Here is a 20,272-nt window from a genome sequence, read left to right on the forward strand (position 1 = left end):
CGCACCTGGCCCTCCTTAAACCTCCCCCGCAAGGGGTCCAGACCCCTTGACCCCATAATAGTTACACCTAAGTTTATATATTCATTCATATATATTTATATGGCAATCATGCACTTGCCGTCTTGTCTGTCCGTGGATTTTTTAAATGCGCTCAGGACATCCTTAAACGGGTATCTGGCGGTGATTATGGGGCCGACGTTTAGTCTTCCCGATGCCAGTAGCCTTATTACGTAGTGGTAGATGCCGCCTCCTGCGTGTCCCCTACTGCCGATGATGCTGTTTGCCTCGGTGACTAGCCTGTCCAGGGTCAGTGTTGCCGTTGAGGCGGCCCTGCCCAGATATATTACCTTTCCGTTGGTTGCTACACACTGCTGCATCTGTGCAATAGTATATGCCGCAGCTCCGGCTGCCTCAACTTGCACCTCAGCCCCTGCCCCTTGGGTGAGATTCATGACCTGTTGTGCAGCGGTGACGTTGTTGTCGCTCAGGGAGTTGACGTTGAAGGTGTAGTCGGCGCCCAGTGTCGTGGCTATCTCCAGCCTGGAGTCGATGCAGTCAAAGGCGATGATCATATCCGCCCCTGCCAGTTGAGCCAGGGCAACGGCTGCAAGCCCGATGGGTCCCACCCCGTAGACTACTACCGTAGCCCCCGGTTTAAACCCACCACCGCTGACAAACATCCCGTTATACGCACACCCGATGGGTTCGATCAGCGCCCCCACGTCGAAGAGTTCCTGCCCGTCGTACCTGAGTGCAAGGCAATCTATGTCCCAGCAATGGCGTTCCTTTGCGGCGACGAATTCTGCCATCGCGCCATTGCGCGTGATGCCGACCAGTTCGACGCTCTTGCACTGGTTAAAGGCACCGCTTTTGCAGGCCACACATACCCCACACCAGTAGATGCTCTCTACGGCCACGCACTGCCCTACCCTGAAATTTGTGACCCGTTTGCCAATACGTTGCACCACGCCCGTGTACTCGTGTCCGATGATACAAGGTAGTTTCACTGGGCCGGAGAAGAGGACGTAGCCGTCGTCATCCTGCTCATAGAGGTGCAGGTCTGACCCGCAGATGCCGCAACTCCTAACGCGGATAAGCAGTTCGTCGTCATCGATCTCCGGCTCCAGCACGTCGCAGACCTCAAAGGTCGGATAACGCCAGACCTTGCTGCCAATGACGGCCCGCCGCTGTTGGCGCTCCACGGCGCTTACCGGATAGTCCGCCCTGGGTAGCCACTGGCCGTCTGCTACTAAAGCCTTCACACTATATCCTTAACATCACCGCGCTATCCTCAAGACCTCCGCTGCAAGGTGGCCAGTCCACTTGCCCCCTCCCTGATGTACTCCTGATGTGTTGTAATGTAATTCAACTCCATATAAAAAATGACCAATATTGCCTGGTCATGCAGCATCTGCTCAGTCTTTAAGAGATTACAGCCCATTGTCTTTAATCTTTCAATATTAACGCAATTTCCACACTAAAGTCAACCCTTGGTACAGGCCAATCGCATTTGGTTGGAAGATAAAAGAATAGGGGGGCCAGCCCCCTTTTATGCCGGGAGTCGCTGACCCCTTGACCCCTTTATATGCATTTTTATTACCACTTGTTATCCACTAAGAATTTATGCAACCATTGCCAAATTGTACTTGCTATTTCTATTCGCATTAAGATATAATAAAGGCTTAGATATGGTTGACACAAGTTCAATAGTTTTATTGGGAAGTTTTATCCCTATGATCTTTCATCCTGAGTGGTTTGAAAGATACAAGATATTGCCGCTTCAGGATACCCAATGGGCAAAGGGACATTGTCCGGAAATAGTAGAGCTTAAAGATGGTTCAGGTGCTATTGTAAAGCATCCAGCAATATATGTTACCAACGCAATAACGCAGCTTAACTTTCAATCATTGAGTTTTAAAGTAATTAATAATAGTTTCTCTTGTGAAACTAAGGAAAGAGGTTCTTTTGATACTATGAAGGAAGTTGTTATAAAAACTTTCTCTATACTGGAACATACTCCAATAGATGCCGTTGGTATAAATTTTGTCGGATCGCTTGAGGTGAAAAAAAAGGCCGATACAGTTTTGAAATCTATATTTATGAAGAATGACTTAGGCAGTATTTTTGGAGATAACTATAATGTTGGTAGTAACATCATTATAAAAGAAGATACAAGAATAATCAGTTTTAAAGTTGACAGTTCACTGGCTAAAGATTATATGATTGATTATCAAATAAATTTTCATTCAAATATTGAAAAGGACGAATCTATTAGTGCAAACAAGGCTGTCGATATTGTAGCAAACAATTACGATTCCAGTTTAGCGTATACGGTAAGGATACTTCAATCTCTTTTAGGAAAATACATCACATGATGAATACTGAAAGAATAAGAGAGCAATATTACTTTAATGATTTATTAGTCGATCTTCAACAAAAACATGAGAGAACCACATCTACGGAAGATATAATACATAGACACAATAAAACGGACTCCAACTTTGAAAATAGAGATAGAACACCACATTCTTATAACCAAAGTCAAAGGACTAAAAGAGAGAGAGAGACAATAAAATTTTGGTGTATAGGAAAAGTTATAAGGATAAATGAGAAAGACGGGTATTTCGAAGCATCTTTAAAAGACATAAAAAACAAAGTGGAACTTATTGCTGAATTCAGTATTGATGCTGCTTTTGATGATGATGACGATAAAAAATTAACGTTGTATCCTAACGCAACATTTATATATTATATATCTCAAATACATGGGTATGGAAGTCCTAAGATGGAGTTTAAATTTGAGTTTAAGCCTCCATACATCTGGCAGAAGAATGATGGCAAAAAGGCAGCAGAAAAATATCGAGAGTTATTCCCTGACGATCCTGAAATTAATTAATTCATGCCCAACTTTCCTATAGATTGTCTTACACCACCCAAAGATAATGAATTGGAGGTTACAGTATTTGGTACGGGGTACGGAGAATCTATCGTAATGCACGTCCCTGGTATTGGCTGGGGAGTAATTGACTCCTGCATCATGGAAACTGATAATGGAAGTAAAATAGTCCCTCCTCTTGCCTATCTTACTGAATTACAGACACCACCTGAGAATTTATCTTTCATGATACTAACTCATCCTCACGAGGATCATTATATGGGGTTTGACGTTATCTTGAAGCATTATACAGGACATATCTCAAAGGTCTGCCTATATGCAGGTAAGGGAGTGAGAGAGTTGAAAAAGTATACTGCAAAAAAAACAATTGCAGGAGCTAATATGGATAATCTTGTGAAAGTGTTTAAAGCTGTTGATATTATAAAAAATGGTGGGGCAACTTTACGATATTTGAGTGAGATGACAAGTGTTTTTGATAAAAGAAATGTCCTGATTAAAGATTACGGTAGCACGGACATTTCAATGACGGCGCTATCACCAAATGCAATCAGTATAGACTTGTATACTGATAAATTGTTTAAGGCAATACCTGAACCAGGCTTACCAGTACATGAGTTAGATGATACTTTACATAATGTAATATCGGTTGCATTGTTACTAAAAATTGGAGAGTTACAGATAATCTTAGGAAGTGATCTTGAAACCGGAACAGCAGTTCATAAGAATGGCTGGATTGGTGTTTTATCTAATCGTGATATTCCGTTGTGGGCCAATTTTGTTAAGGTCTCGCATCATGGCTCAAAAAATGGGTTCCATGAATTTGCATGGGATGAACATTCTTCTAAAAAGAAACCTTATGCGTTCATCTGTCCCTTTTATTACGGTAGTAACAGATTACCTGATGGGGAAGAGGTTGGCACAATAAATAAATATTGTGAGAGTTTGGGAATAGTCTCTGCCGTTCAATTTGATGATCAATTGAATAAACATTATAAAAGAGATATCATCCAGGTTTTTAAATCATGTGTTAGAAATATAAAGGTTCTAAATAAATCTAAGACTCCAGGTCTTCTTAGAATTCGATTTGATCTTTACGGCAATATAACAGAAACCCGTGCTGTAGCGCCTGCTGTATTGCTTTGATAAGTGCATGATTTGCGATTGCCCTTTAGGGATTTGCCCTCCCTCAGACTTTTTTAGTTGTTTATGGCATAATAGACAGTATGACCAGTAAAGACGTGCCACGATGAAGACCCTGCTGCACATATGCTGTGCCAACTGCGCCCTCTACCCGATAACGACGATGACTCAACGCGGCATAGAAGTCGATGGCCTGTGGTTTAACCCCAACATACATCCCCTGACTGAGTACATGGCAAGGTTGGACGCACTCAAGACCCTTCAGTCGGCCTGGAATCTCAACATACACTACAATAACCACTACGGCCTGGTAGACTTCATAAGAAACGTAGTAAACAAGGAAAACGACCGCTGTATGTACTGCTACACGGTGAGGCTCCAGGATACCGCCCAAAAGGCAAGACAAGACGGCTACGATGCCTTCTCCACCACCCTACTTTACAGCATATATCAGAGATATGATACAATACTGGAGGTAGGGAGATTGATGCAAGTAAGCTATGACGTAGAATTCTACATCGAGGACTTTCGCAAGGGTTGGAAGGAGGGCATCGGGATGTCCAAGGCACTGTCCCTGTACCGACAGAAGTATTGCGGGTGCATATACTCGGAGATGGAGCGATACCGCAAAAAGGCCACCGGTATCGTTGTGCCAGGTGGATAAGGGACAACATGGGATAGCATGGAACAAATAGGACGGTCGCTACGGACACAAAGGTGGTCATAAAGACAGAAGACTACACATATGAGCTTCCGAGGGAGCTAATAGCGCAGGAGCCTTGCCAACGTCGGCAGGACTCTCGCCTGCTGGTGCTTGGTCGCGATGGCAGCATCCAACACAGACGCTTTGAACAACTGGGTGACTACCTCAACAGCGGCGACCTGCTGCTCCTGAACGACACCAAGGTGTTGCCAGTGCGTCTGACGGGCACGGACGAATCCGGCAAGGTGCGTGATATCGTAATCGTAAGGGAGCTTGAGACCGGTGGTTGCCGGATACTCTCCAAGGGCAGGTACACAGGCAGTCTCCGCATAGGGGATGACTTCCATGCCGAGGTCTCTTCGGGTTTGACGGCGGTGTTTTACGACGGCACCGGGATGCTGAGTGGCAGCACCCTAAGCGACAAACTCTGGCAGACCGGCCAGATGCCATTGCCCCCCTACATAGAGCGTCCCTCAGGCGGCATCGACCGGGAACGATACCAGACCGTCTACGCCAGGGCCGCCGGCTCCATAGCCGCCCCCACGGCAGGACTGCACTTTACCGAGGCCATCCTGCAAGGCATCAGGGACAAGGGCGTCACCATAAAGCCCATCACCCTGCACGTCGGCATCGGAACGTTCAGACCGATCACCACCGATGACCTTATGGCACACAAAATGGACGAGGAACACTTTGAAATCGACGCTCACCTGGCTCAACAGATACGGCAGGTCAAGGGCAGGGGCAATCGCATCATCGTCGTCGGCACCACAACGACACGGGCAGTGGAGGCCTATATGGCAGGCCGGTATCGGCTGACTGAGGAGGAGCGTATCAACGGCGTCATACGTGGCGCTACGGATATATTCATAACACCGGGGTTTGCCTTTAAGGCGGCGGATGCCCTGCTGACCAACCTGCACATGCCGCGTTCAACGACGCTGGTGCTGGCCTGCGCCTTTGCCGGCAGAGGGCACATTTTAAACGCCTACAGGGAGGCCGTTGCCAGGGGGTATAGATTTCTCTCCTACGGTGATGCTATGCTTATTATATGAGTACGTTTGACAAGTTCAGCCATAGCTTTATGGAGGGCAAGGGGTTATTGATCGTGATGATGATAGTGTTTTCGTCATTCAGCTTTGTGGTTGGTTTCTTTGCGGGGAAAAAACTCTCCGACAAAGCGGCGCTCACCAATACCTCAACGACCTGCACCCCGGAGATGATGGCCGGCAACAAGCCACAGCCGCCGATAAATCTGTTTACCACTACACCTGCCCCATCCGTCGCCCCTGACACACAACCGGTCGAGAACCTGAACAAGAAAGCAGCCAAGGACTTCCCCCTTGACCAGCCGGTTGAGGACCAGGCCCCCCAGGAACCGGAGCAGACTGCACCCGTTACAACACCCACTCCACATCCCCAGAAGACCGTTGCAAAACCCACTGCTCCCCCGGTCGTTGCAAAACCTGCAATCAAACCGACAGAGCCTCCGCATCAACAACTCCAGGTCGTGACCCATGAACCCAAGACGCCAACCAAACAGACACATGCACCCGGCAAAGAGCGTTACATCATCCAGGTGGGGGCGTTTAAGAGCCTCGGTGAGGCCATGAGGTTGCAGGAGGAGTTAAAGCAGAAGGGGTTTGATTCCAACGTCTCCAAACATCCCATCAAGGAGGGCATGACGCTGTATAAGGTCAGACTCGACTACGCCAACTCCAAGGACGAGGCCATTGCAACACTCTCACGGTTAAACAAAAAAGGCATTACAGGCTTTATCAAGGGCGAAAACCAATAGGGGCAACAACGATTGCAGGCAGCCCGGTATCGGTTGGCTGTTTCGCTACTCTTGGAACACATCCTTAATGTCTATCTCCAGCCCCTCAATGACCTTGGACTTTACTATGCCCTCATCTGTAGCTTCGGAGAATATCTTGTACTTGTCTCCTTCAATGGTGAGTATCTCAATGGTCTGAAAATCCGGTATGACAATCCAATACTCAGGCACTCTGTAGCGCTCGTATATATCCCTCTTGGTAATAGTATCCTTGCCAATGGTCCCCCTGGAGACTATCTCACACACCATATCAGGCACCCCCCTGACCCAATCCTGAAAAATAGACATGTTCTCTTTCCTGATAAACAACAAGTCAGGCTGTAATCTTTGCTCGCCCTCTTTGAGGATGACGTCAAGTGGTGCATAGTACACCTTGCCGGATTTATGTATCTTTATGTGCCGGCTTATTATGTCGTTTAAATTCCAGCTAACATCCTGATGCCTGCCAAACGGACTAGGCCCCATAACTTCCACCCCATTAATTATCTCTGTCAGGTCAATATCTCTGTCTGTTGCCTGTGTTTCCATATGCGTATCCTGTCATAAAAGATTGTGTCCTGTCAAATATACCCCGTCAAGGCATTAACCAACCTCTTACGAAATAGAAGACCCCAATACTGCCTACCAGCATCCCGGCTATCCATAACGGCTTCTTTTTCAATAGCGCCGAAATGGACGACAACAGTATTGCAACCTGCAGGAATATCACAGCCATGCCAAAGGCCTTTGAATGACTCCTGGCGTTGTCTCTGATAGCCTCAAGGTCTCTTGCATCTTTTTCTATCTTGTTTTTTTCCTCGATGTACTTTTTGATCTTTTGGTCGTAGGTGGTTATCCTCTTTTCATAGTCTTGGACGAGGCCGTCAGGGAGTGTTTGCCGTTTTTCCGAGAGATCGATTTCTATGCGCTCCTTCTGTGTTTCGTAGAGGTATTGTTTAACGCTCTTTGCCTGATAATACGCCCATTGGTCTGATGCCTGAGACTGTGTCAGGACGGAGAGGGTCGAAAAACCCCCACCCTTAAACGTTGAAAGTGTGGCACACACGGCCAGTACGACCGTAGAAAGTGCAAGGTAATTTAACCAGGGTTCTTTTTTTTCTTCTGCCATAGTGCTACCGTGATATCATTATAACATATCCGGCAATAATGCTGCACATGCCCCGTAAAGAAAAAAATAACTTGCGAATAAGAATTATGTTTACTTTATATCTACAGACATGTTAAACTGTAATCGTTGTTATGACGGACAAAATGACAATAAAGAAAATACCCATAGTAGTGCGTTTGTTGGACATAATAAATGCACACAGGGAATTCCCTGCCATGTCGCGGACAATCACGCTTGTGAGCAAGCAGACCGCAGCCGGCAGCGATGCCTCGGTAACGGAACTGACCAACACCATCCTGGATGACTTCGCCCTGTCCAACAAGCTGCTGAGGATGGTCAACACAGCCGCCTATATCAAGTACCACGGGGCCGGAAGGATCACCACGGTCTCCCGTGCCGTCTACATACTTGGATTTCACCACGTAAGGGATGCGGCGTTGTCGCTGCTGCTCTTTGAACAAATAAAGAACAAGGCCCTGGCCATGGAGCTGAGGGAATCTTTTGTGATGTCCTTTATGAGTGGCGTAATAGCAAAGGAGATGGGTAAGAAGCTAGGTGTCCAGGACGTAGAGGAGGCTTTTATCTGCTCGATGTTTCATGACCTTGGAAAACTGCTGACCAGGTTTTATCTGCCCGATGAGCAGAGAAAGATAAAAGACCTTGCCGTTAACCAAAACGCCACCGAAGATGAGACGGCACCATCGGTCATAAATGCCACATACGATACCGTCGGCATGGAGGTTGCCAAACACTGGAACTTCTCCGATAACATTGTCCACTGTATGCACAAGATACCACTATACAAGCTCACCAAACCCAAGACCGACCTGGAAACCATCAGGTGTCTTGTCCTGTTCTCCAACAAACTGTGTGAGCTGATAAACAAGACAAAGCCCAATTCCGAAGATTGGAAAAAGGCCCTGGATACCTTTAAACATCGCTTTGATACCTGCTTCACCTCCGATGAGAAGATGATAACCGATGTGATAGAAGCCTCATTTAACGAGGTAAAGTCCTACTGTGACAACTTCAATCTGAGCATGGGACACAGCCACTTCCTGCAGAACCTGGAGTTTGTAGTAAAGGGTCAGGATGCGGCAGGCAAGGGTAAAAAACATGCCGAGCCTGGTGCAAGAAGCCCGATGCAGATACTTGACGGTCTGCTTGACGGCGAGGATGAAAGCTCCGAGGTCATGACCCCGGAGGACGTGCTTGCCAAGGGCATACTGGAAATAGCCAATGCCCTGCTTGAGAGCTTTTCGCTAAATGACATATTGCGAATGATCCTTGAGGTCTTGTACCGCGGAATGGAGTTTACGCGTGTTGTCATCAGCATCAGAAGTCCTAAGGAACCTTACATGGAAGGTCGCTTTGGTTTTGGCCAGAGCATAGACAAGCTGGTTAAGGGGTTTCGGTTCCAGGTTGAAAAGACCTCCGAAGACGTCTTTAACATATCCCTGAGCAGAGACTCAATCGTCCTGATCAACAACGTCCATGACGTGGAGGTGCAGTCGTGTATACCCACGTGGTTGCGCACAGTGTTTAATGCCAACACGTTTATAGTGATTCCGATCACGCTGCGCAAGGCCCCGATAGCGCTAATCTATGGCGACTGGGTAAGTGTTGATCCCAAGGCACTGCATCCCAAGCGCCTCAGATACGTCAAGACGCTCCGAAATCAAGCCATGTTGGCCATCAAACACTCAATGTAATGCCATACGGTGAGGGAGGCATGTCCGGCGTCATCAGTCCCCCCAAAACTACCCAAGGCAAAAAAGTTGCCCATGCCAAGGCCAAGGTCAAAATGAGCAGCGGTATGGTCATAACATTCTATTCGTATAAGGGCGGGGTAGGACGCAGTTTTATCCTCGCCAATGTCAGTGTCCTGCTGTCTAAATGGGGCTATCGCGTGCTGTGTATTGATTGGGATTTGGAAGCACCAGGATTGAGTCATTATTTCGCTCCATGGAACAACAACCCAAAGCATCATTAAATTTGTGCAATACATCCCAAAAAACTGATAACCTGATATTAAAAATATAAAATAGAATATACAGCAAAGGAGGGTGTTTGACATTGACTGAGACACAGAGTATATGTGCCATATGTGCGTGGCGTGAGCACTGCAAGAAGAAGTTCACCGTTTCGGGACAGATGCTGCGGTGTAACGAATTCTCGCAGGATATCACCATAAAAGACGATAAACCCAAGGACGACAAAAAATGACACAATAGTAACATAATTCAGGCACGACGCCTGTTGTATACCACACCAAATAAGGAGGCAACAGACATGGCAGAACTCAAGGCAAAGACCGTACTCAGTGCAAAGGGTGATGAGGCCTACATAGAGGTCAAACAGTTGAAGATTGCTCTGACGTGGAGCGCCACAGTTGACCTGGACATGATGGCCTTCTACAGGGCAAAGGACGGCAGAACCGGCGGGGTGTTCTCCTCCAACTACGAGGGTGGCTCCATGGGCGACCTCAACGGCTTCCCGTTCATTGCACTGAGCGCCGATGCCGGTGTTGGCGCCCGGGGCGGGGACAACGAAGAAACCATCCGCATCACAAGGCTCGATGACATGGCCGAGGTCTACATATGCGCCGTCAACTTCACCGATGCCCTCAAGAATAATCCAACCTCCTTCAGCAACTACGACGCCTCTGTCAGCATCACCAGCGACAAGGGCGAAACCGTCGCCGTCCCGCTGAACTCCACACAAACCGGCACGTGCGCCGTCATTGCCAGGATCGACAACACATCCTTTATCGGCGCCAAGCTCATCAACGAAAACAACATCCTCGACCTGCCCTCGTTGCAGCGTACCATCCCGGGGGCGATGTCGCTTGTCATATCCTCCAAGAGTCCGGAGGAGATCAAGGCCGTCAAGCGATTCCTGGAACTCCGAAAGAAGGCCGATACCGCTATTGCCCGTGCCGGACTCGACCAACAGAGGGCCAGGGTGGCCATGGCAATAGACGTCTCAGCTTCGATGGAGCATCTGTTTGACAACGGCGTGGTGCAGAGGGCGTGTGAGCGACTGCTTGCCCTGGCCGTGAAGTTCGACGACAACGGCGCCATCGATATCTTTATCTTCGACCACAGGGACCACGAGGTGGGAGAGCTGCATCAGTCCAAGTTCTATGGCTTTGTCGAAAACGCAATACTCAAGAAATTCCAGGGCAAAATATGGGGGGCAACCAGCTATGCCGGTGTCATACGACGTATAACCAAAAAGTACACCACCACACCCGGCTTCTGGGGCAGTCTTGTCGGCAAAAAGCCGCTCCCGCAAGAGCCGGCCTACGTCCTGTTTGTGACCGACGGCGACAACGGCGACAAAAACGACACGGAAAGCGCCATCACGGATGCCTCAAAAGAAGCCATCTTCTGGCAGTTTGTTGGCATCGGCAAGTCCACATTCAGCTTTCTGGAGCGTTTGGATACCATGCCGGGGCGTTTCATTGACAACGCAAACTTCTTCAAACTCAACGACCTTGACGCAATCTCTGACGACGAACTCTACGACAGACTCCTGGCAGAATTCCCGTTATGGCTAAAACTTGCCAAGGGCAAAGGACTGTTCTAAGCATGCGATACAAAGAAAGAAAGGGGCGGCTCCGCCCCCCTTCAGAACCCCCCGCAAGGGGACCAGTCCCCTTGACCCCATAAAAATGCCACGTCTGTTGTATTTAATCCATCGAAATCTGCTATAATGTCGGTAATGGAACTATTGAGCGTTGTATTTCCGGTATCGGGGGTAGAGACCAACGTACTGTTGCCGCCTTTGGTAGCGATGGTGATATCGGTTTTCACGTCGATGGGGGGTGTGTCGGGGGCGTTTTTGCTATTGCCGTTTCAGATGAGCGTCCTGGGGTATACGGCGCCATCGGTCAGCGGGACCAACCACGTCTACAACATCGTTGCCATACCAAGCGGTGTATGGCAGTACATAAAGGAAGGACGGATGGCCTGGCCTGTGACGTGGGTTGTGGTGTTGGGGACACTGCCGGGGGTTTTTATCGGATATTACGTGCGGGTGCATTATCTGCCTGACCCCAAACCGTTTAAGCTATTTGTGGGATGCGTGCTGCTGTATATCGGCAGCAGACTATTAAAGGGGATTTTTCCTGACAAGACAGACCCCGCTGTCACTGCCGCAAACCCCCTGGAGGCTAAGTTTAAGCTCAAGGCGGAACAGATCAGGCAGCAACAGAGCCGGCGCATGGCAGCAGGGTTGCCGCCGGAGGCCGTCATAAAGACCGTGTCGATATCCTTGCGGCGGATCGAATATGAGTTCTGGTCGGAGCGATTTTCGTTTAACCCGCTCAGTATGTTTGCCCTGGCCCTTGTTGTCGGGGTAATCGGCGGGGCATATGGCATTGGTGGTGGGGCGATCATTGCCCCGTTCTGCGTGGCCGTGTTTCACCTGCCCGTATACACGATAGCGGGGGCGGCTCTGATGGGAACGTTTATAACGTCGTTTGTCGGGGCGGTGTTTTTCACCCTCATTCCGATGGCAACCGCAGGGGTGTCCGCAACTCCGGACTGGATGTTGGGCGGACTCTTTGGCCTTGGCGGCTTTGCGGGCATGTACATCGGAGCACGACTGCAAAAGTTTGTCCCACAGAAACACATCAAAATCCTCATCGGACTGCTTATCGTTATGCTCGCCATGAGATACATCACACAGTTCTTCTTTTAGGCATGAGCACCCGGTAGCGCACCACAATCAATCATGGTTGTCAGGAGCTGTAATTGCAGGCAGCTTACCCACTATATTTGCCTAAACATTTACTTGCTGTAATGCTACAAATTTTAGCTGAGGAGGTGTCTCTTCTTCAAGGCAGAGGTCTATTACCTCTCTTATGCGTGGATATAATTCTTCAAGGGTTTTGGCCTGTGTATAACAGCTCTTCAAGGCGGGAACAGTCGCTACATAATAGTCGTCCTCATCCATCTCTATTAGTACACTAAAAGTTAAGTGCCTGTCTATTGCCTCTTGCATTAAACAACTCCTTCCTTATTTCATTCCAAGCAGGTAGGCCTAGTCCCCGACGTCGATTGGCAGATTTTTAAGTAGATACGCCTTAATTTCAAGTATCGCCTAAAGCGTCGCCCCCCTCCCCTTGCCCCTGAGCATCACGGGAGGGGGCAAAAGGCTAGTGCATGAAAAATATCTTCATGACAAGAGACATGAGGGTAGCTAAAATAAGCCCCATAAGCCACTTCATCAAGACCATCTCACCTTTAAGTTGAGCAAGGCCTTCTCTGACCTTGGAGATATCTTCCTTAAGGCCGGCTTTTGTCTCAGCTATGTTTTCGGTGAGACGAGCTTCTGTCTTGGTGATGTCTTCTTTTACCTTAGATATTTCCCCTTTGAGACTGGCTTCTGTCTTGGTGATGTCTTCTTTTACCTTAGATATTTCCCCTTTGAGACTGGCTTCTGTCTTAGCGATGTCTTCTTTGAGGCCGGTTTTTGTCTCAGCGATGCTTTCTTTGAGACGGGCTTCTGTCTTGGTGATGTCTTCTTTGAGACGGGCTTCTGTCTTGGCTATTTCTCCTTTGAGGCCGGCTTCTACCTTGAACAGATTGTTTGCCAACTTAGCAACGTCTTCCTTGACCTTAGCGATGTCTCCTTTTAGACCGACTTCTCCCTTAGAGACACCTTCCTTGACCTTGGAGACACTTTCTTTGAGGATGGTTTCCAACTTGGACATGTCTTCCTTGAGACTGGCCTCCAGTCTGAACATATCTTCTTTGGTAGCCAAGTCTCGGCGCGTGTCAAGCCCGGCATCGCTGATAACCCTTATAAAAGCGTCTGTGGCTTCTTCACCGAGCTTATCTCTCAGCACCCGTGGTATCGTTATTACACTCATGCCTTTATTATACAACTCGTGTATAAAAAAGCACAAGTTTTGAACTTGACAGATAAAATGTCAGGGTGACAAGAGTAAATCCTATATGTTAAGGTATAGGGTATGGAACTGAGGACAAAGGAAGAACCATTCGCCGGCTCAACGGATGGCTACAAGAATCGAACGGTCGCCGGTATCTATGGCGTTACGCTTGGCGCCCTGGGGGTGCATCGCTTCTACCTCGGCTATACGGGCATAGGCATAGCCCAGATACTTGTGACGCTGCTGACCTGTGGAGTGGGGGCGCTGTGGGGGATTATTGAAGGCTGGATCATCCTGTGGGATGGCGGCTTCTTCGACAAGGACGCACGCGGTAACCCCCTGGTCAAGTACGCAGAGCCACTACCGACGGAATCCGGGGCAGGGGATGACACGCCTGTCGCCGGCCAAAAGAATCGTGCCACTGCCGCAATGTATGGCGTCTTTCTCGGCGCCTTTGGGGTGCATCGCTTTTACCTTGGCTACACAGCCATAGGGGTTATACAGGTGGCTGTCACCTTTCTGACCTGCGGACTTGGCGCCTTGTGGGGTATGCTTGAGGGTTTTCTCATCCTGTCTGGAAAAATTGACAAGGATGCACAGGGCAGACCGCTCGGTAAGGACGTGGAGATCGTAGTGGCAGAGGCCAATTTATCCGAAGAATACACTTACAAGAACAAGACCATCGCCGGTATACTTGGCGTATTCCTTGGCAGCCTGGGGATACATCGCTTCTACCTTGGTTATACGGGCATTGGCATCGCCCAGTTGCTTCTTACGTTTTCCACCGGTTTAGGTGCCATCTGGGGGTTGGTCGAGGGGATTCTCATCCTTACGGGGACCATAAATAAAGATGCCCAGGGCAGACCGCTTATAAATTACAAGTGAGATTATTTACGAACAGTGATAAACAAAGGAGAATATAGATGAAATTAACGGAAGCACCCAATTGCCCATACTGTGGACAAAAGATGAAAAAAACGGAAACACCACGCTTTAACCTCAGCGATGGCCTGGGCTGGTGTACGCCGTATCTCTATGTATGCTTCAACGACGAGTGCAGCTTCTACGTGCAAGGCTGGACCCATATAATGAACAACTACGGCAAAGTGGCCTCCTACCGCTGCATGTGCTACCCAGAAACCGGAGATATGGACACCGTATGCGTCTACACCAGCGACGGCCTCAGAGGACAAATCGTAGAGGAGTAAGCGCCCCCTTGCCGATATGCAACAGTTAAGAGGATGGAGTGTATGAGTTATGGATGAACAGAGAAAGGCACATCTGAGGATCGAGGGCAGGGTCCAGGGTGTTGGCTTCCGGTACTTCGTGCGTGAGATAGCAATGAGGTACAGGGTCAACGGCTGGGTGCGCAACCTATACGACGGCAGCGTTGAAGCCGTTCTTGAGGGGGATGGCAAGGACGTAAGCACTGCCGTTGCGTACTGCTATCAGGGCCCTCCGGGGGCGCACGTCACAAACGTTGATGTCACCTGGATGGACTACACGGGGGAATTTACCGCATTTGGAATAAGGTTTTAGCAGAAGTGGACGCCTTGTGCGAAATATGCCACACGCCTCTGCCTGACAAGCACTCAGGCCGATGCAGCGCCGCCAACGGACAATACACCGTGCGCGTATGTGGCAACTGTGGCGTAGGTGTAACGGTGCCACGACCATCGCCTCAGACGCTTGCCGCCCTGTACGAAACCGGCGCTTACCGGGAAAAGGACGGCAAACGCTTTGCCTTTTTGGTTGAGGCCGTCATATATCTCTTCCGGCAACTGAGAAAGCGCAAGGTCAAGCGTTATGCGTCAACGTCGGGGGAGTGTGGGAGTCTGCTGGATGTGGGGTGCGGGCGCGGGTTGTTCCTGCACGTGATGAAGCAGGATGGCTGGTCGGTGGCCGGCGTGGAGTTTGACAATGCCACGGCGTGCAACGTCGCGGACGCCTACAACATCGAGTGCAAGTGGGGCGACCCTCAGCACTGGGGATTGCCGGATGCCTCCTTTGACGTCATAACGATAAACCACGTGCTTGAACACGTGGCAAACCCCCTGCAACTGCTAAAGACCTGCCACCGGCTGCTCCGTGAGGGGGGATGTCTGATCGTTGCCGTGCCAAACTTTTCAAGCCTTCAGGCACGGGTTGGAGGTGGGTGTTGGTTTCACCTTGACATGCCGTATCACCTGTATCATTTTTCGGAAGACTCCCTGATGCTCCTGCTCAGTGAGGCGTCGATGACGGTCCGGGACGTCAATCGCTTTGATGCCGAGTACTCGCCGTTTGGGTGGTTGCAGACCCTGTTGAATCTAACCGGAATAAAGAAAAACCTCCTGTACAACCTGCTAAAGAATCCTGCGGCAAGACAACAGGAACTCGCCTCCGTCAGCCGGGAGGCCCTTGCGCTGAACTTTATGCTTTTGCCGTTTTTTGGTACCGTTTCGGTCGCCCTGACGTTATACGAGTCATTCATCGCAAAGACTGGAGGGACTATCGAGATAATAGCGGTGAAGGACACTAAAAATAAAACAGAGGAAACGTTATGATTTTGGAGAAAAAAATAGCAGTGGTGATGCCGGCATACAACGCAGAAAAGACCCTCCGGCAGACCTACGATGAGCTTCCGCACGAGTACATAGATGAGTGCATCGTGGTGGATGACGCCTCGCGCGACAGCACCATTACAGTGGCAAGAAATCTGGGTCTAAAGGTGTTTGTTCACCAGAAGAACATGGGCTACGGCGCCAACCAAAAGACCTGTTACCGTAATGCGCTCGACAGTGGCGCCGATATCATCGTGATGCTCCACCCCGACTACCAGTACTCGCCGCGCCTTGTGACGGCCCTGGCGTCGATGATCCTCTCAGGTCACTACGACATAGCCCTGGGGTCGCGAATATTGGGTGGCAGGGCACTGGATGGCGGTATGCCGCTGTACAAGTACATCTCCAACCGGTTGCTCACCTTTGCGGAAAACATGGCGGTGGGGATAAAGCTGTCCGAGTACCACACGGGGTTTCGTGCCTTTAATCGTAAGGTTCTTGAGACGATTCCCTACGAAAACAACTCCGACGACTTTGTCTTTGACAACGAAATCCTGGTGCAGGCGGTACACTTTGGCTTCCAAATCGGTGAGATAAGCTGCCCGACAAAGTATTTTGAAGACGCCTCCTCGATAAACTTCCCGCGCAGCGTCAGGTACGGTGTTGGGTGCCTTCAGACGTCCTTTAAGTACCTCATGCAGAAGGCCGGTAAACGACATTACGCAATGTTTGACAACTCATGGAAGGTGCGCTGAAATAAAGAATCGGGTATCTTCTTTATATTTCTATGGTAACTATACTGTTACGCATCTTGGATTCCTGGTCAAGCCAGGAATGACACAATTGGAAAACGCCTATTACTGTCATTCCTGCGAAAGCAGGAATCCATGTCTTTAAACCATGATGTTAATTTACCATGCTTTTTAAAGAGGATACAAGATACGAATAGGGTTTATAATATGCAAATGATGTCACAAACGATGAATATGTAAGGAGGTTTATTATGGTACAGAAGGACTACGAGGCAAATTTAGAGACAACGATTGCCTACATGAGACAGGACCAGAGGAGGGATGCCGTGTTGTCGTTAAAGACGGCATTGTCACAGGTACCGCCGGAGGACAAGATAGCCGACAATACCGCCTATCTCAAGATACTTGCGATGTCGGCGAGGTTCACTATCGAGGACGGCGACTACACAAAGGCCTCTTACTATATAAGTGAGGGGTTGAAGCTCAAGAGATTCTATGCGGACTTTCTCTTTCTCAACACGCTGATCTTCAAGGTGCTGCACCAGCATGGCGATATGCTGACCTCCATCATCGGCTATCTGATTTCGATAGACCTGCCCGATGTCTATAACTACGGTTATGACTTTGTAAACGAAGCAGCCATAAAGGAGATGCTTGACGTGTACCTGCCCCTTGCCTACACCAACACGCCCAACCATGTCCAGATACAGGAGGTGATCGAAGGGACAATGTTAAAGATGAAAGAGGTCACCTCCGGGCAGTATATAGAAAGCGCACTGAACATCATGCGCGACATCGACAACAGGGCGAATTAGCAAGGGACGTTGTACATTTATGTCAAAATTGCTGTTACCGCTCGGAGAGGGCGAAATGCAGTCCACCAACGGCAGACTGGTCTTTATAGCCAAGGCCCTTGCCGCCAGGGGACACTCAATTGATGTCATCACGTACAGCAAGTCGGTGTTTAATTTTGCCGGCGATGTGCTGAAGGACCACAAGGGCATACGGGCCATACATGTTGGCAGTCAGCCCCTGAACTACTATCACATCCCGTCTCTGGTCAATACATTCATAAAGCTCACCTACGACATGCACCTGCCCCAGACCGACCTGAAGCTGTACAAGGTGACGGCCTTTGACGACTTCCGCGGACACATCTCCAGCTTCACCTATCCGGCCATAGACCTTTCGGCCTACGACATGGTCCTGCTGCCGATACCCTCCATAGAGATACCACCGCTCAACGACTGTGACATATTCTACTCAACCGTGTGCTTCTATGCCAGGGACAAAAACATTCCAATAATTGGTCTGCAGGTATTCCCTGTTATCCAGACGCCGCCCATATTTTTCAAGGTGGTTGACTACCTGATCATAAAGGAAGAGTACGAGCGTGAGTTTCTCAAAGGTTATGGCTTTGATCCGGGACGGGCCTTTGTGCTCAACTGCGACAGTGATGCCTACTTTGTCAACACCGTCGAGGACAAGTACCTGGACTTCCTGCTTGAGCCCATCGTGGAGGTGCCAAAGGAGGAGCTGGCCATACTGGTGATAAATCACCCTCGCCTGCGCTTTTGCATCAGGGAGATAATCGAAGTCGTGGGGGCGTTAAATATACCCAAGACGCTGTTTCTGCTAAAGCGTAAGTTCGTCATCCGGGAGCTGTCCGAGGACGATATCATCCGTGACCTGTTCATGGATGCCATCAAGCGAGTCAAGGGGCGTTCCTTCATAATGGAGTCTGATGCCAAGAGCAACCTGCTGATGATATCCGATGTGATTATTTCGCCGTCGTATCTGTCAACGCTGGGGTTTGCCTCCAACTATAACAAGCTGTCGATAGTCTATAATCCTCTCAATGACAAGGAGGTCTTTCAAAAGGGCGTGACCTTCATAAATGACAAGGAGACACTGAAAAGGGCAGTGCTCCAGGGTTATGAAAACAAGCGTGCTGTCACCTCCATCTCTGATATCGTTGCGATGGTTGGCAAGCTACGCATCTGATACATTGTCGCTGCGCAGACCGTTGGATTGCACGGGGGGGAAAGAATAATAACGATGGTTAAAGTTTTGTAAAAGATGACCGATAAATATAACCAATAGAGTGAATGCAGCAGATTAGGAGAAAAGTGGAAAAGACTAATATTAAGGAAGGAGGGGTAAGAGAGAAAGGGGCAAGACCTTTTCTAAGAGCAGGTACTGAATCTAAGGCAATAGCGGGAAGCTATATAAAGATGTTACTATTAAATTTACATGGAGGTAAAAAATGGCATTTGTAATTCAAACAAACGTGATGTCACTAAACGCTCAGAGGAATCTGAGAAAGACACAGCCGCTCTTAACTGAGGCAATGCAGAGGTTATCATCTGGTTACAGGATCAACTCGGCCAAGGACGATGCGGCAGGATTGGCAATTTCAACGAGGATGACAACCCAGACGCGTGGTCTGACGGTATCGGTGAGAAACGCTAACGACGGTCTCTCCATAGCCCAGACGGCAGAGGGTGCAATGGACGAGATAACCAACAACCTGCAACGTGTCAGAGAGCTTGCAGTCCAGGCTATGAGTGGTCAGTATGGTATCACTGATGTGTCTTACATGCAGCAAGAGGTTAATGCTCTGGTTGAGGAGATAGGCAGAATTACCGAGCAGACGAAGTTTAACGACAAGAGGCTTTTGGCCGGTACAAGTACGGGTGCGTTCACTACAAGATTGCACGTAAGTTATGCCGCCAGCGATGCCCAGGTGCAGCTCGTTCTTAATTCGCTCAACACCGATGCCATTGGTGGCAATACGTTTACGGCCACCGGTAAAGATGGTGCAATGATGTATCTCAAGGACATACACACAGCCACGTCATCGGCAGTTGACGGTATTGGTGATACCTCATGGGTAACCAGTACAGGTGCGGCTCCGACGTGGAGTTACACTACAAGTGCAAAGATCACCTATACCGGTACTGCTTCACTCTATGTTGCAGATTCTACCGCAGCATCGGGTTATTCGTCCAGGGCGTCTAACGCGATAGCTATAGTAGATGGCGCAATCAACTTTGTTCTGTCGGAGAAGGCGAGAATGGGTGCAAGGGCAAACCAGATGGAGGCTATAGTACGCAATGTCGAAAACGTTATCGAGACAACGTATTCAGCACGCAGCCGAATCATGGATGCCGACTTTGCGGCAGAGACAGCGAACATGACAAAGGCAATGATACTACAGCAGTCTGGTATCTCTGTCCTGGCACAGGCAAACAGTCAACAACAGAACATACTTGCCCTTTTGAGGTAAGAACTGTTACGATAGTTATGAGAGTGGGGAGGGAGACATTGTCCTCTCCTTCTCTCTATTTAAAAAATCTCCAGAAAAAATATCTTAAAGATGGAGGTGATG

25 protein-coding genes are annotated in these 20,272 nt (G+C 49.0%); 20 read left to right on the forward strand and 5 right to left on the reverse strand.

Annotation, left to right across the window (positions count from 1 at the left end):
• Positions 1 to 95 precede the first annotated feature (95 nt).
• Positions 96 to 1,262, reverse strand: coding sequence for a scyllo-inosose 3-dehydrogenase (iolM, locus tag Mcas_RS03160; protein WP_052566800.1), 1,167 nt, complete (start codon positions 1,260 to 1,262; stop codon positions 96 to 98).
• A gap of 426 nt (positions 1,263 to 1,688) precedes the next feature.
• On the opposite strand from iolM, the gene Mcas_RS03165 reads away from it, so the two are divergent.
• The 6 genes from Mcas_RS03165 to Mcas_RS03190 all read left to right on the forward strand — a co-directional run bounded on the left by Mcas_RS03165 (position 1,689) and on the right by Mcas_RS03190 (position 6,537).
• Positions 1,689 to 2,375: a hypothetical protein gene (locus Mcas_RS03165; protein ID WP_040334054.1), complete on the forward strand. Its 687-nt coding sequence runs from the start codon at positions 1,689 to 1,691 to the stop codon at positions 2,373 to 2,375.
• A complete protein-coding gene (locus tag Mcas_RS03170; protein WP_040334055.1) occupies positions 2,372 to 2,896 on the forward strand; it encodes a hypothetical protein in 525 nt (174 codons plus the stop codon). The genes Mcas_RS03165 and Mcas_RS03170 overlap by 4 nt, the downstream gene beginning before the upstream one ends.
• A gap of 51 nt (positions 2,897 to 2,947) precedes the next feature.
• Positions 2,948 to 4,039, forward strand: a complete 1,092-nt coding sequence (locus Mcas_RS03175; RefSeq protein ID WP_156033066.1) for a ComEC/Rec2 family competence protein — start codon at positions 2,948 to 2,950, stop codon at positions 4,037 to 4,039.
• Between the two features lie 103 nt (positions 4,040 to 4,142).
• Positions 4,143 to 4,700 (forward strand): epoxyqueuosine reductase QueH, encoded by a 558-nt coding sequence (locus Mcas_RS03180; protein WP_040334057.1) that lies wholly within the window; start codon positions 4,143 to 4,145, stop codon positions 4,698 to 4,700.
• A gap of 53 nt (positions 4,701 to 4,753) precedes the next feature.
• Positions 4,754 to 5,794 carry a tRNA preQ1(34) S-adenosylmethionine ribosyltransferase-isomerase QueA gene (gene queA, locus Mcas_RS03185; RefSeq protein WP_052566802.1) on the forward strand — a complete coding sequence of 347 codons (1,041 nt, stop codon included), beginning with the start codon at positions 4,754 to 4,756 and terminating at the stop codon, positions 5,792 to 5,794.
• Positions 5,791 to 6,537, forward strand: coding sequence for an SPOR domain-containing protein (locus tag Mcas_RS03190; protein ID WP_040334058.1), 747 nt, complete (start codon positions 5,791 to 5,793; stop codon positions 6,535 to 6,537). The genes queA and Mcas_RS03190 overlap by 4 nt, the downstream gene beginning before the upstream one ends.
• Positions 6,538 to 6,582: 45 nt before the next feature.
• On the opposite strand, the gene Mcas_RS03195 is transcribed toward Mcas_RS03190, so the two are convergent.
• Together Mcas_RS03195 and Mcas_RS03200 are read right to left on the reverse strand one after the other, a co-directional pair.
• Complete coding sequence (locus tag Mcas_RS03195) at positions 6,583 to 7,104, reverse strand: Uma2 family endonuclease (protein ID WP_040334059.1); 522 nt, start codon at positions 7,102 to 7,104, stop codon at positions 6,583 to 6,585.
• Positions 7,105 to 7,150: 46 nt separating this feature from the next.
• Positions 7,151 to 7,684, reverse strand: coding sequence for a DUF4337 domain-containing protein (locus Mcas_RS03200; RefSeq protein ID WP_040334060.1), 534 nt, complete (start codon positions 7,682 to 7,684; stop codon positions 7,151 to 7,153).
• Between the two features lie 143 nt (positions 7,685 to 7,827).
• On the opposite strand from Mcas_RS03200, the gene Mcas_RS03205 reads away from it, so the two are divergent.
• From Mcas_RS03205 to Mcas_RS03225, 5 genes are all read left to right on the forward strand, one after another.
• The gene (locus tag Mcas_RS03205; protein WP_162176244.1) at positions 7,828 to 9,396 is read left to right on the forward strand and encodes an HDOD domain-containing protein; all 1,569 of its coding nucleotides are present in this window, start codon (positions 7,828 to 7,830) and stop codon (positions 9,394 to 9,396) included.
• Between the two features lie 20 nt (positions 9,397 to 9,416).
• On the forward strand, positions 9,417 to 9,677 hold the full coding sequence (locus Mcas_RS18640; protein WP_040334062.1) for a nucleotide-binding protein: 261 nt from the start codon (positions 9,417 to 9,419) through the stop codon (positions 9,675 to 9,677).
• Positions 9,678 to 9,754: 77 nt separating this feature from the next.
• Positions 9,755 to 9,910 carry a hypothetical protein gene (locus tag Mcas_RS18585; protein ID WP_164468331.1) on the forward strand — a complete coding sequence of 52 codons (156 nt, stop codon included), beginning with the start codon at positions 9,755 to 9,757 and terminating at the stop codon, positions 9,908 to 9,910.
• Positions 9,911 to 9,976: 66 nt separating this feature from the next.
• Positions 9,977 to 11,275: a VWA domain-containing protein gene (locus tag Mcas_RS18645; RefSeq protein ID WP_200873620.1), complete on the forward strand. Its 1,299-nt coding sequence runs from the start codon at positions 9,977 to 9,979 to the stop codon at positions 11,273 to 11,275.
• Between the two features lie 135 nt (positions 11,276 to 11,410).
• Positions 11,411 to 12,391 (forward strand): sulfite exporter TauE/SafE family protein, encoded by a 981-nt coding sequence (locus Mcas_RS03225; protein WP_040334063.1) that lies wholly within the window; start codon positions 11,411 to 11,413, stop codon positions 12,389 to 12,391.
• Positions 12,392 to 12,472: 81 nt separating this feature from the next.
• Here the strand turns inward: Mcas_RS03225 and Mcas_RS03230 are convergent, their stop codons facing one another.
• Positions 12,473 to 12,694: a type II toxin-antitoxin system HicB family antitoxin gene (locus Mcas_RS03230; RefSeq protein WP_040334064.1), complete on the reverse strand. Its 222-nt coding sequence runs from the start codon at positions 12,692 to 12,694 to the stop codon at positions 12,473 to 12,475.
• 154 nt (positions 12,695 to 12,848) lie between these two features.
• Positions 12,849 to 13,565, reverse strand: coding sequence for an LA_3696 family protein (locus Mcas_RS03235; protein WP_040334065.1), 717 nt, complete (start codon positions 13,563 to 13,565; stop codon positions 12,849 to 12,851).
• A gap of 102 nt (positions 13,566 to 13,667) precedes the next feature.
• Between Mcas_RS03235 and Mcas_RS18650 the strand changes: the two genes are divergently transcribed.
• The 9 genes from Mcas_RS18650 (at position 13,668) to Mcas_RS03285 (ending at position 20,170) form a co-directional block, all read left to right on the forward strand.
• Entirely contained in the window at positions 13,668 to 14,471 is an 804-nt protein-coding gene (locus tag Mcas_RS18650) for a TM2 domain-containing protein (protein ID WP_052566803.1), read from the forward strand.
• A gap of 38 nt (positions 14,472 to 14,509) precedes the next feature.
• Entirely contained in the window at positions 14,510 to 14,794 is a 285-nt protein-coding gene (locus Mcas_RS03255; RefSeq protein WP_040334066.1) for a hypothetical protein, read from the forward strand.
• Positions 14,795 to 14,843: 49 nt separating this feature from the next.
• A complete protein-coding gene (locus Mcas_RS03260) occupies positions 14,844 to 15,125 on the forward strand; it encodes an acylphosphatase (RefSeq protein WP_040334067.1) in 282 nt (93 codons plus the stop codon).
• 14 nt (positions 15,126 to 15,139) lie between these two features.
• Entirely contained in the window at positions 15,140 to 16,132 is a 993-nt protein-coding gene (locus tag Mcas_RS03265) for a class I SAM-dependent methyltransferase (protein WP_162176245.1), read from the forward strand.
• Positions 16,129 to 16,884, forward strand: coding sequence for a glycosyltransferase family 2 protein (locus Mcas_RS03270; protein ID WP_040334068.1), 756 nt, complete (start codon positions 16,129 to 16,131; stop codon positions 16,882 to 16,884). Before Mcas_RS03265 ends, Mcas_RS03270 begins: the two co-directional genes overlap by 4 nt.
• 248 nt (positions 16,885 to 17,132) lie before the next feature.
• Positions 17,133 to 17,696 (forward strand): hypothetical protein, encoded by a 564-nt coding sequence (locus Mcas_RS03275; RefSeq protein WP_040334069.1) that lies wholly within the window; start codon positions 17,133 to 17,135, stop codon positions 17,694 to 17,696.
• Between the two features lie 19 nt (positions 17,697 to 17,715).
• On the forward strand, positions 17,716 to 18,885 hold the full coding sequence (locus Mcas_RS03280) for a glycosyltransferase family protein (protein WP_040334070.1): 1,170 nt from the start codon (positions 17,716 to 17,718) through the stop codon (positions 18,883 to 18,885).
• A gap of 125 nt (positions 18,886 to 19,010) precedes the next feature.
• Positions 19,011 to 19,160, forward strand: a complete 150-nt coding sequence (locus tag Mcas_RS17985; protein ID WP_156033068.1) for a hypothetical protein — start codon at positions 19,011 to 19,013, stop codon at positions 19,158 to 19,160.
• Positions 19,148 to 20,170 (forward strand): flagellin N-terminal helical domain-containing protein, encoded by a 1,023-nt coding sequence (locus Mcas_RS03285; RefSeq protein ID WP_040334071.1) that lies wholly within the window; start codon positions 19,148 to 19,150, stop codon positions 20,168 to 20,170. Before Mcas_RS17985 ends, Mcas_RS03285 begins: the two co-directional genes overlap by 13 nt.
• Positions 20,171 to 20,272 lie beyond the last annotated feature (102 nt).

It is taken from the genome of Candidatus Magnetobacterium casense (genome assembly GCF_000714715.1).
Taxonomy (GTDB): domain Bacteria; phylum Nitrospirota; class Thermodesulfovibrionia; order Thermodesulfovibrionales; family Magnetobacteriaceae; genus Magnetobacterium; species Magnetobacterium casense.

What these genes read in the sequence shown, in the direction of transcription:
- Mcas_RS03280 (WP_040334070.1), top strand. Translation starts at nt 17,716, where the DNA reads ATGTCAAAATTGCTGTTACCGCTCGGAGAGGGCGAAATGCAGTCCACC.
- Mcas_RS03200 (WP_040334060.1), bottom strand. Translation starts at nt 7,684, where the DNA reads ATGGCAGAAGAAAAAAAAGAACCCTGGTTAAATTACCTTGCACTTTCT.
- Mcas_RS03205 (WP_162176244.1), top strand. Translation starts at nt 7,828, where the DNA reads ATGACAATAAAGAAAATACCCATAGTAGTGCGTTTGTTGGACATAATA.
- Mcas_RS03260 (WP_040334067.1), top strand. Translation starts at nt 14,844, where the DNA reads ATGGATGAACAGAGAAAGGCACATCTGAGGATCGAGGGCAGGGTCCAG.
- Mcas_RS03190 (WP_040334058.1), top strand. Translation starts at nt 5,791, where the DNA reads ATGAGTACGTTTGACAAGTTCAGCCATAGCTTTATGGAGGGCAAGGGG.
- Mcas_RS03275 (WP_040334069.1), top strand. Translation starts at nt 17,133, where the DNA reads ATGGTACAGAAGGACTACGAGGCAAATTTAGAGACAACGATTGCCTAC.
- Mcas_RS03165 (WP_040334054.1), top strand. Translation starts at nt 1,689, where the DNA reads ATGGTTGACACAAGTTCAATAGTTTTATTGGGAAGTTTTATCCCTATG.
- Mcas_RS18640 (WP_040334062.1), top strand. Translation starts at nt 9,417, where the DNA reads ATGTCCGGCGTCATCAGTCCCCCCAAAACTACCCAAGGCAAAAAAGTT.
- Mcas_RS18645 (WP_200873620.1), top strand. Translation starts at nt 9,977, where the DNA reads ATGGCAGAACTCAAGGCAAAGACCGTACTCAGTGCAAAGGGTGATGAG.
- Mcas_RS03255 (WP_040334066.1), top strand. Translation starts at nt 14,510, where the DNA reads ATGAAATTAACGGAAGCACCCAATTGCCCATACTGTGGACAAAAGATG.
- Mcas_RS03270 (WP_040334068.1), top strand. Translation starts at nt 16,129, where the DNA reads ATGATTTTGGAGAAAAAAATAGCAGTGGTGATGCCGGCATACAACGCA.
- Mcas_RS03195 (WP_040334059.1), bottom strand. Translation starts at nt 7,104, where the DNA reads ATGGAAACACAGGCAACAGACAGAGATATTGACCTGACAGAGATAATT.
- Mcas_RS03230 (WP_040334064.1), bottom strand. Translation starts at nt 12,694, where the DNA reads ATGCAAGAGGCAATAGACAGGCACTTAACTTTTAGTGTACTAATAGAG.
- Mcas_RS03225 (WP_040334063.1), top strand. Translation starts at nt 11,411, where the DNA reads ATGGAACTATTGAGCGTTGTATTTCCGGTATCGGGGGTAGAGACCAAC.
- Mcas_RS03235 (WP_040334065.1), bottom strand. Translation starts at nt 13,565, where the DNA reads ATGAGTGTAATAACGATACCACGGGTGCTGAGAGATAAGCTCGGTGAA.
- Mcas_RS18650 (WP_052566803.1), top strand. Translation starts at nt 13,668, where the DNA reads ATGGAACTGAGGACAAAGGAAGAACCATTCGCCGGCTCAACGGATGGC.
- Mcas_RS03285 (WP_040334071.1), top strand. Translation starts at nt 19,148, where the DNA reads ATGGCATTTGTAATTCAAACAAACGTGATGTCACTAAACGCTCAGAGG.
- Mcas_RS03180 (WP_040334057.1), top strand. Translation starts at nt 4,143, where the DNA reads ATGAAGACCCTGCTGCACATATGCTGTGCCAACTGCGCCCTCTACCCG.
- Mcas_RS03170 (WP_040334055.1), top strand. Translation starts at nt 2,372, where the DNA reads ATGATGAATACTGAAAGAATAAGAGAGCAATATTACTTTAATGATTTA.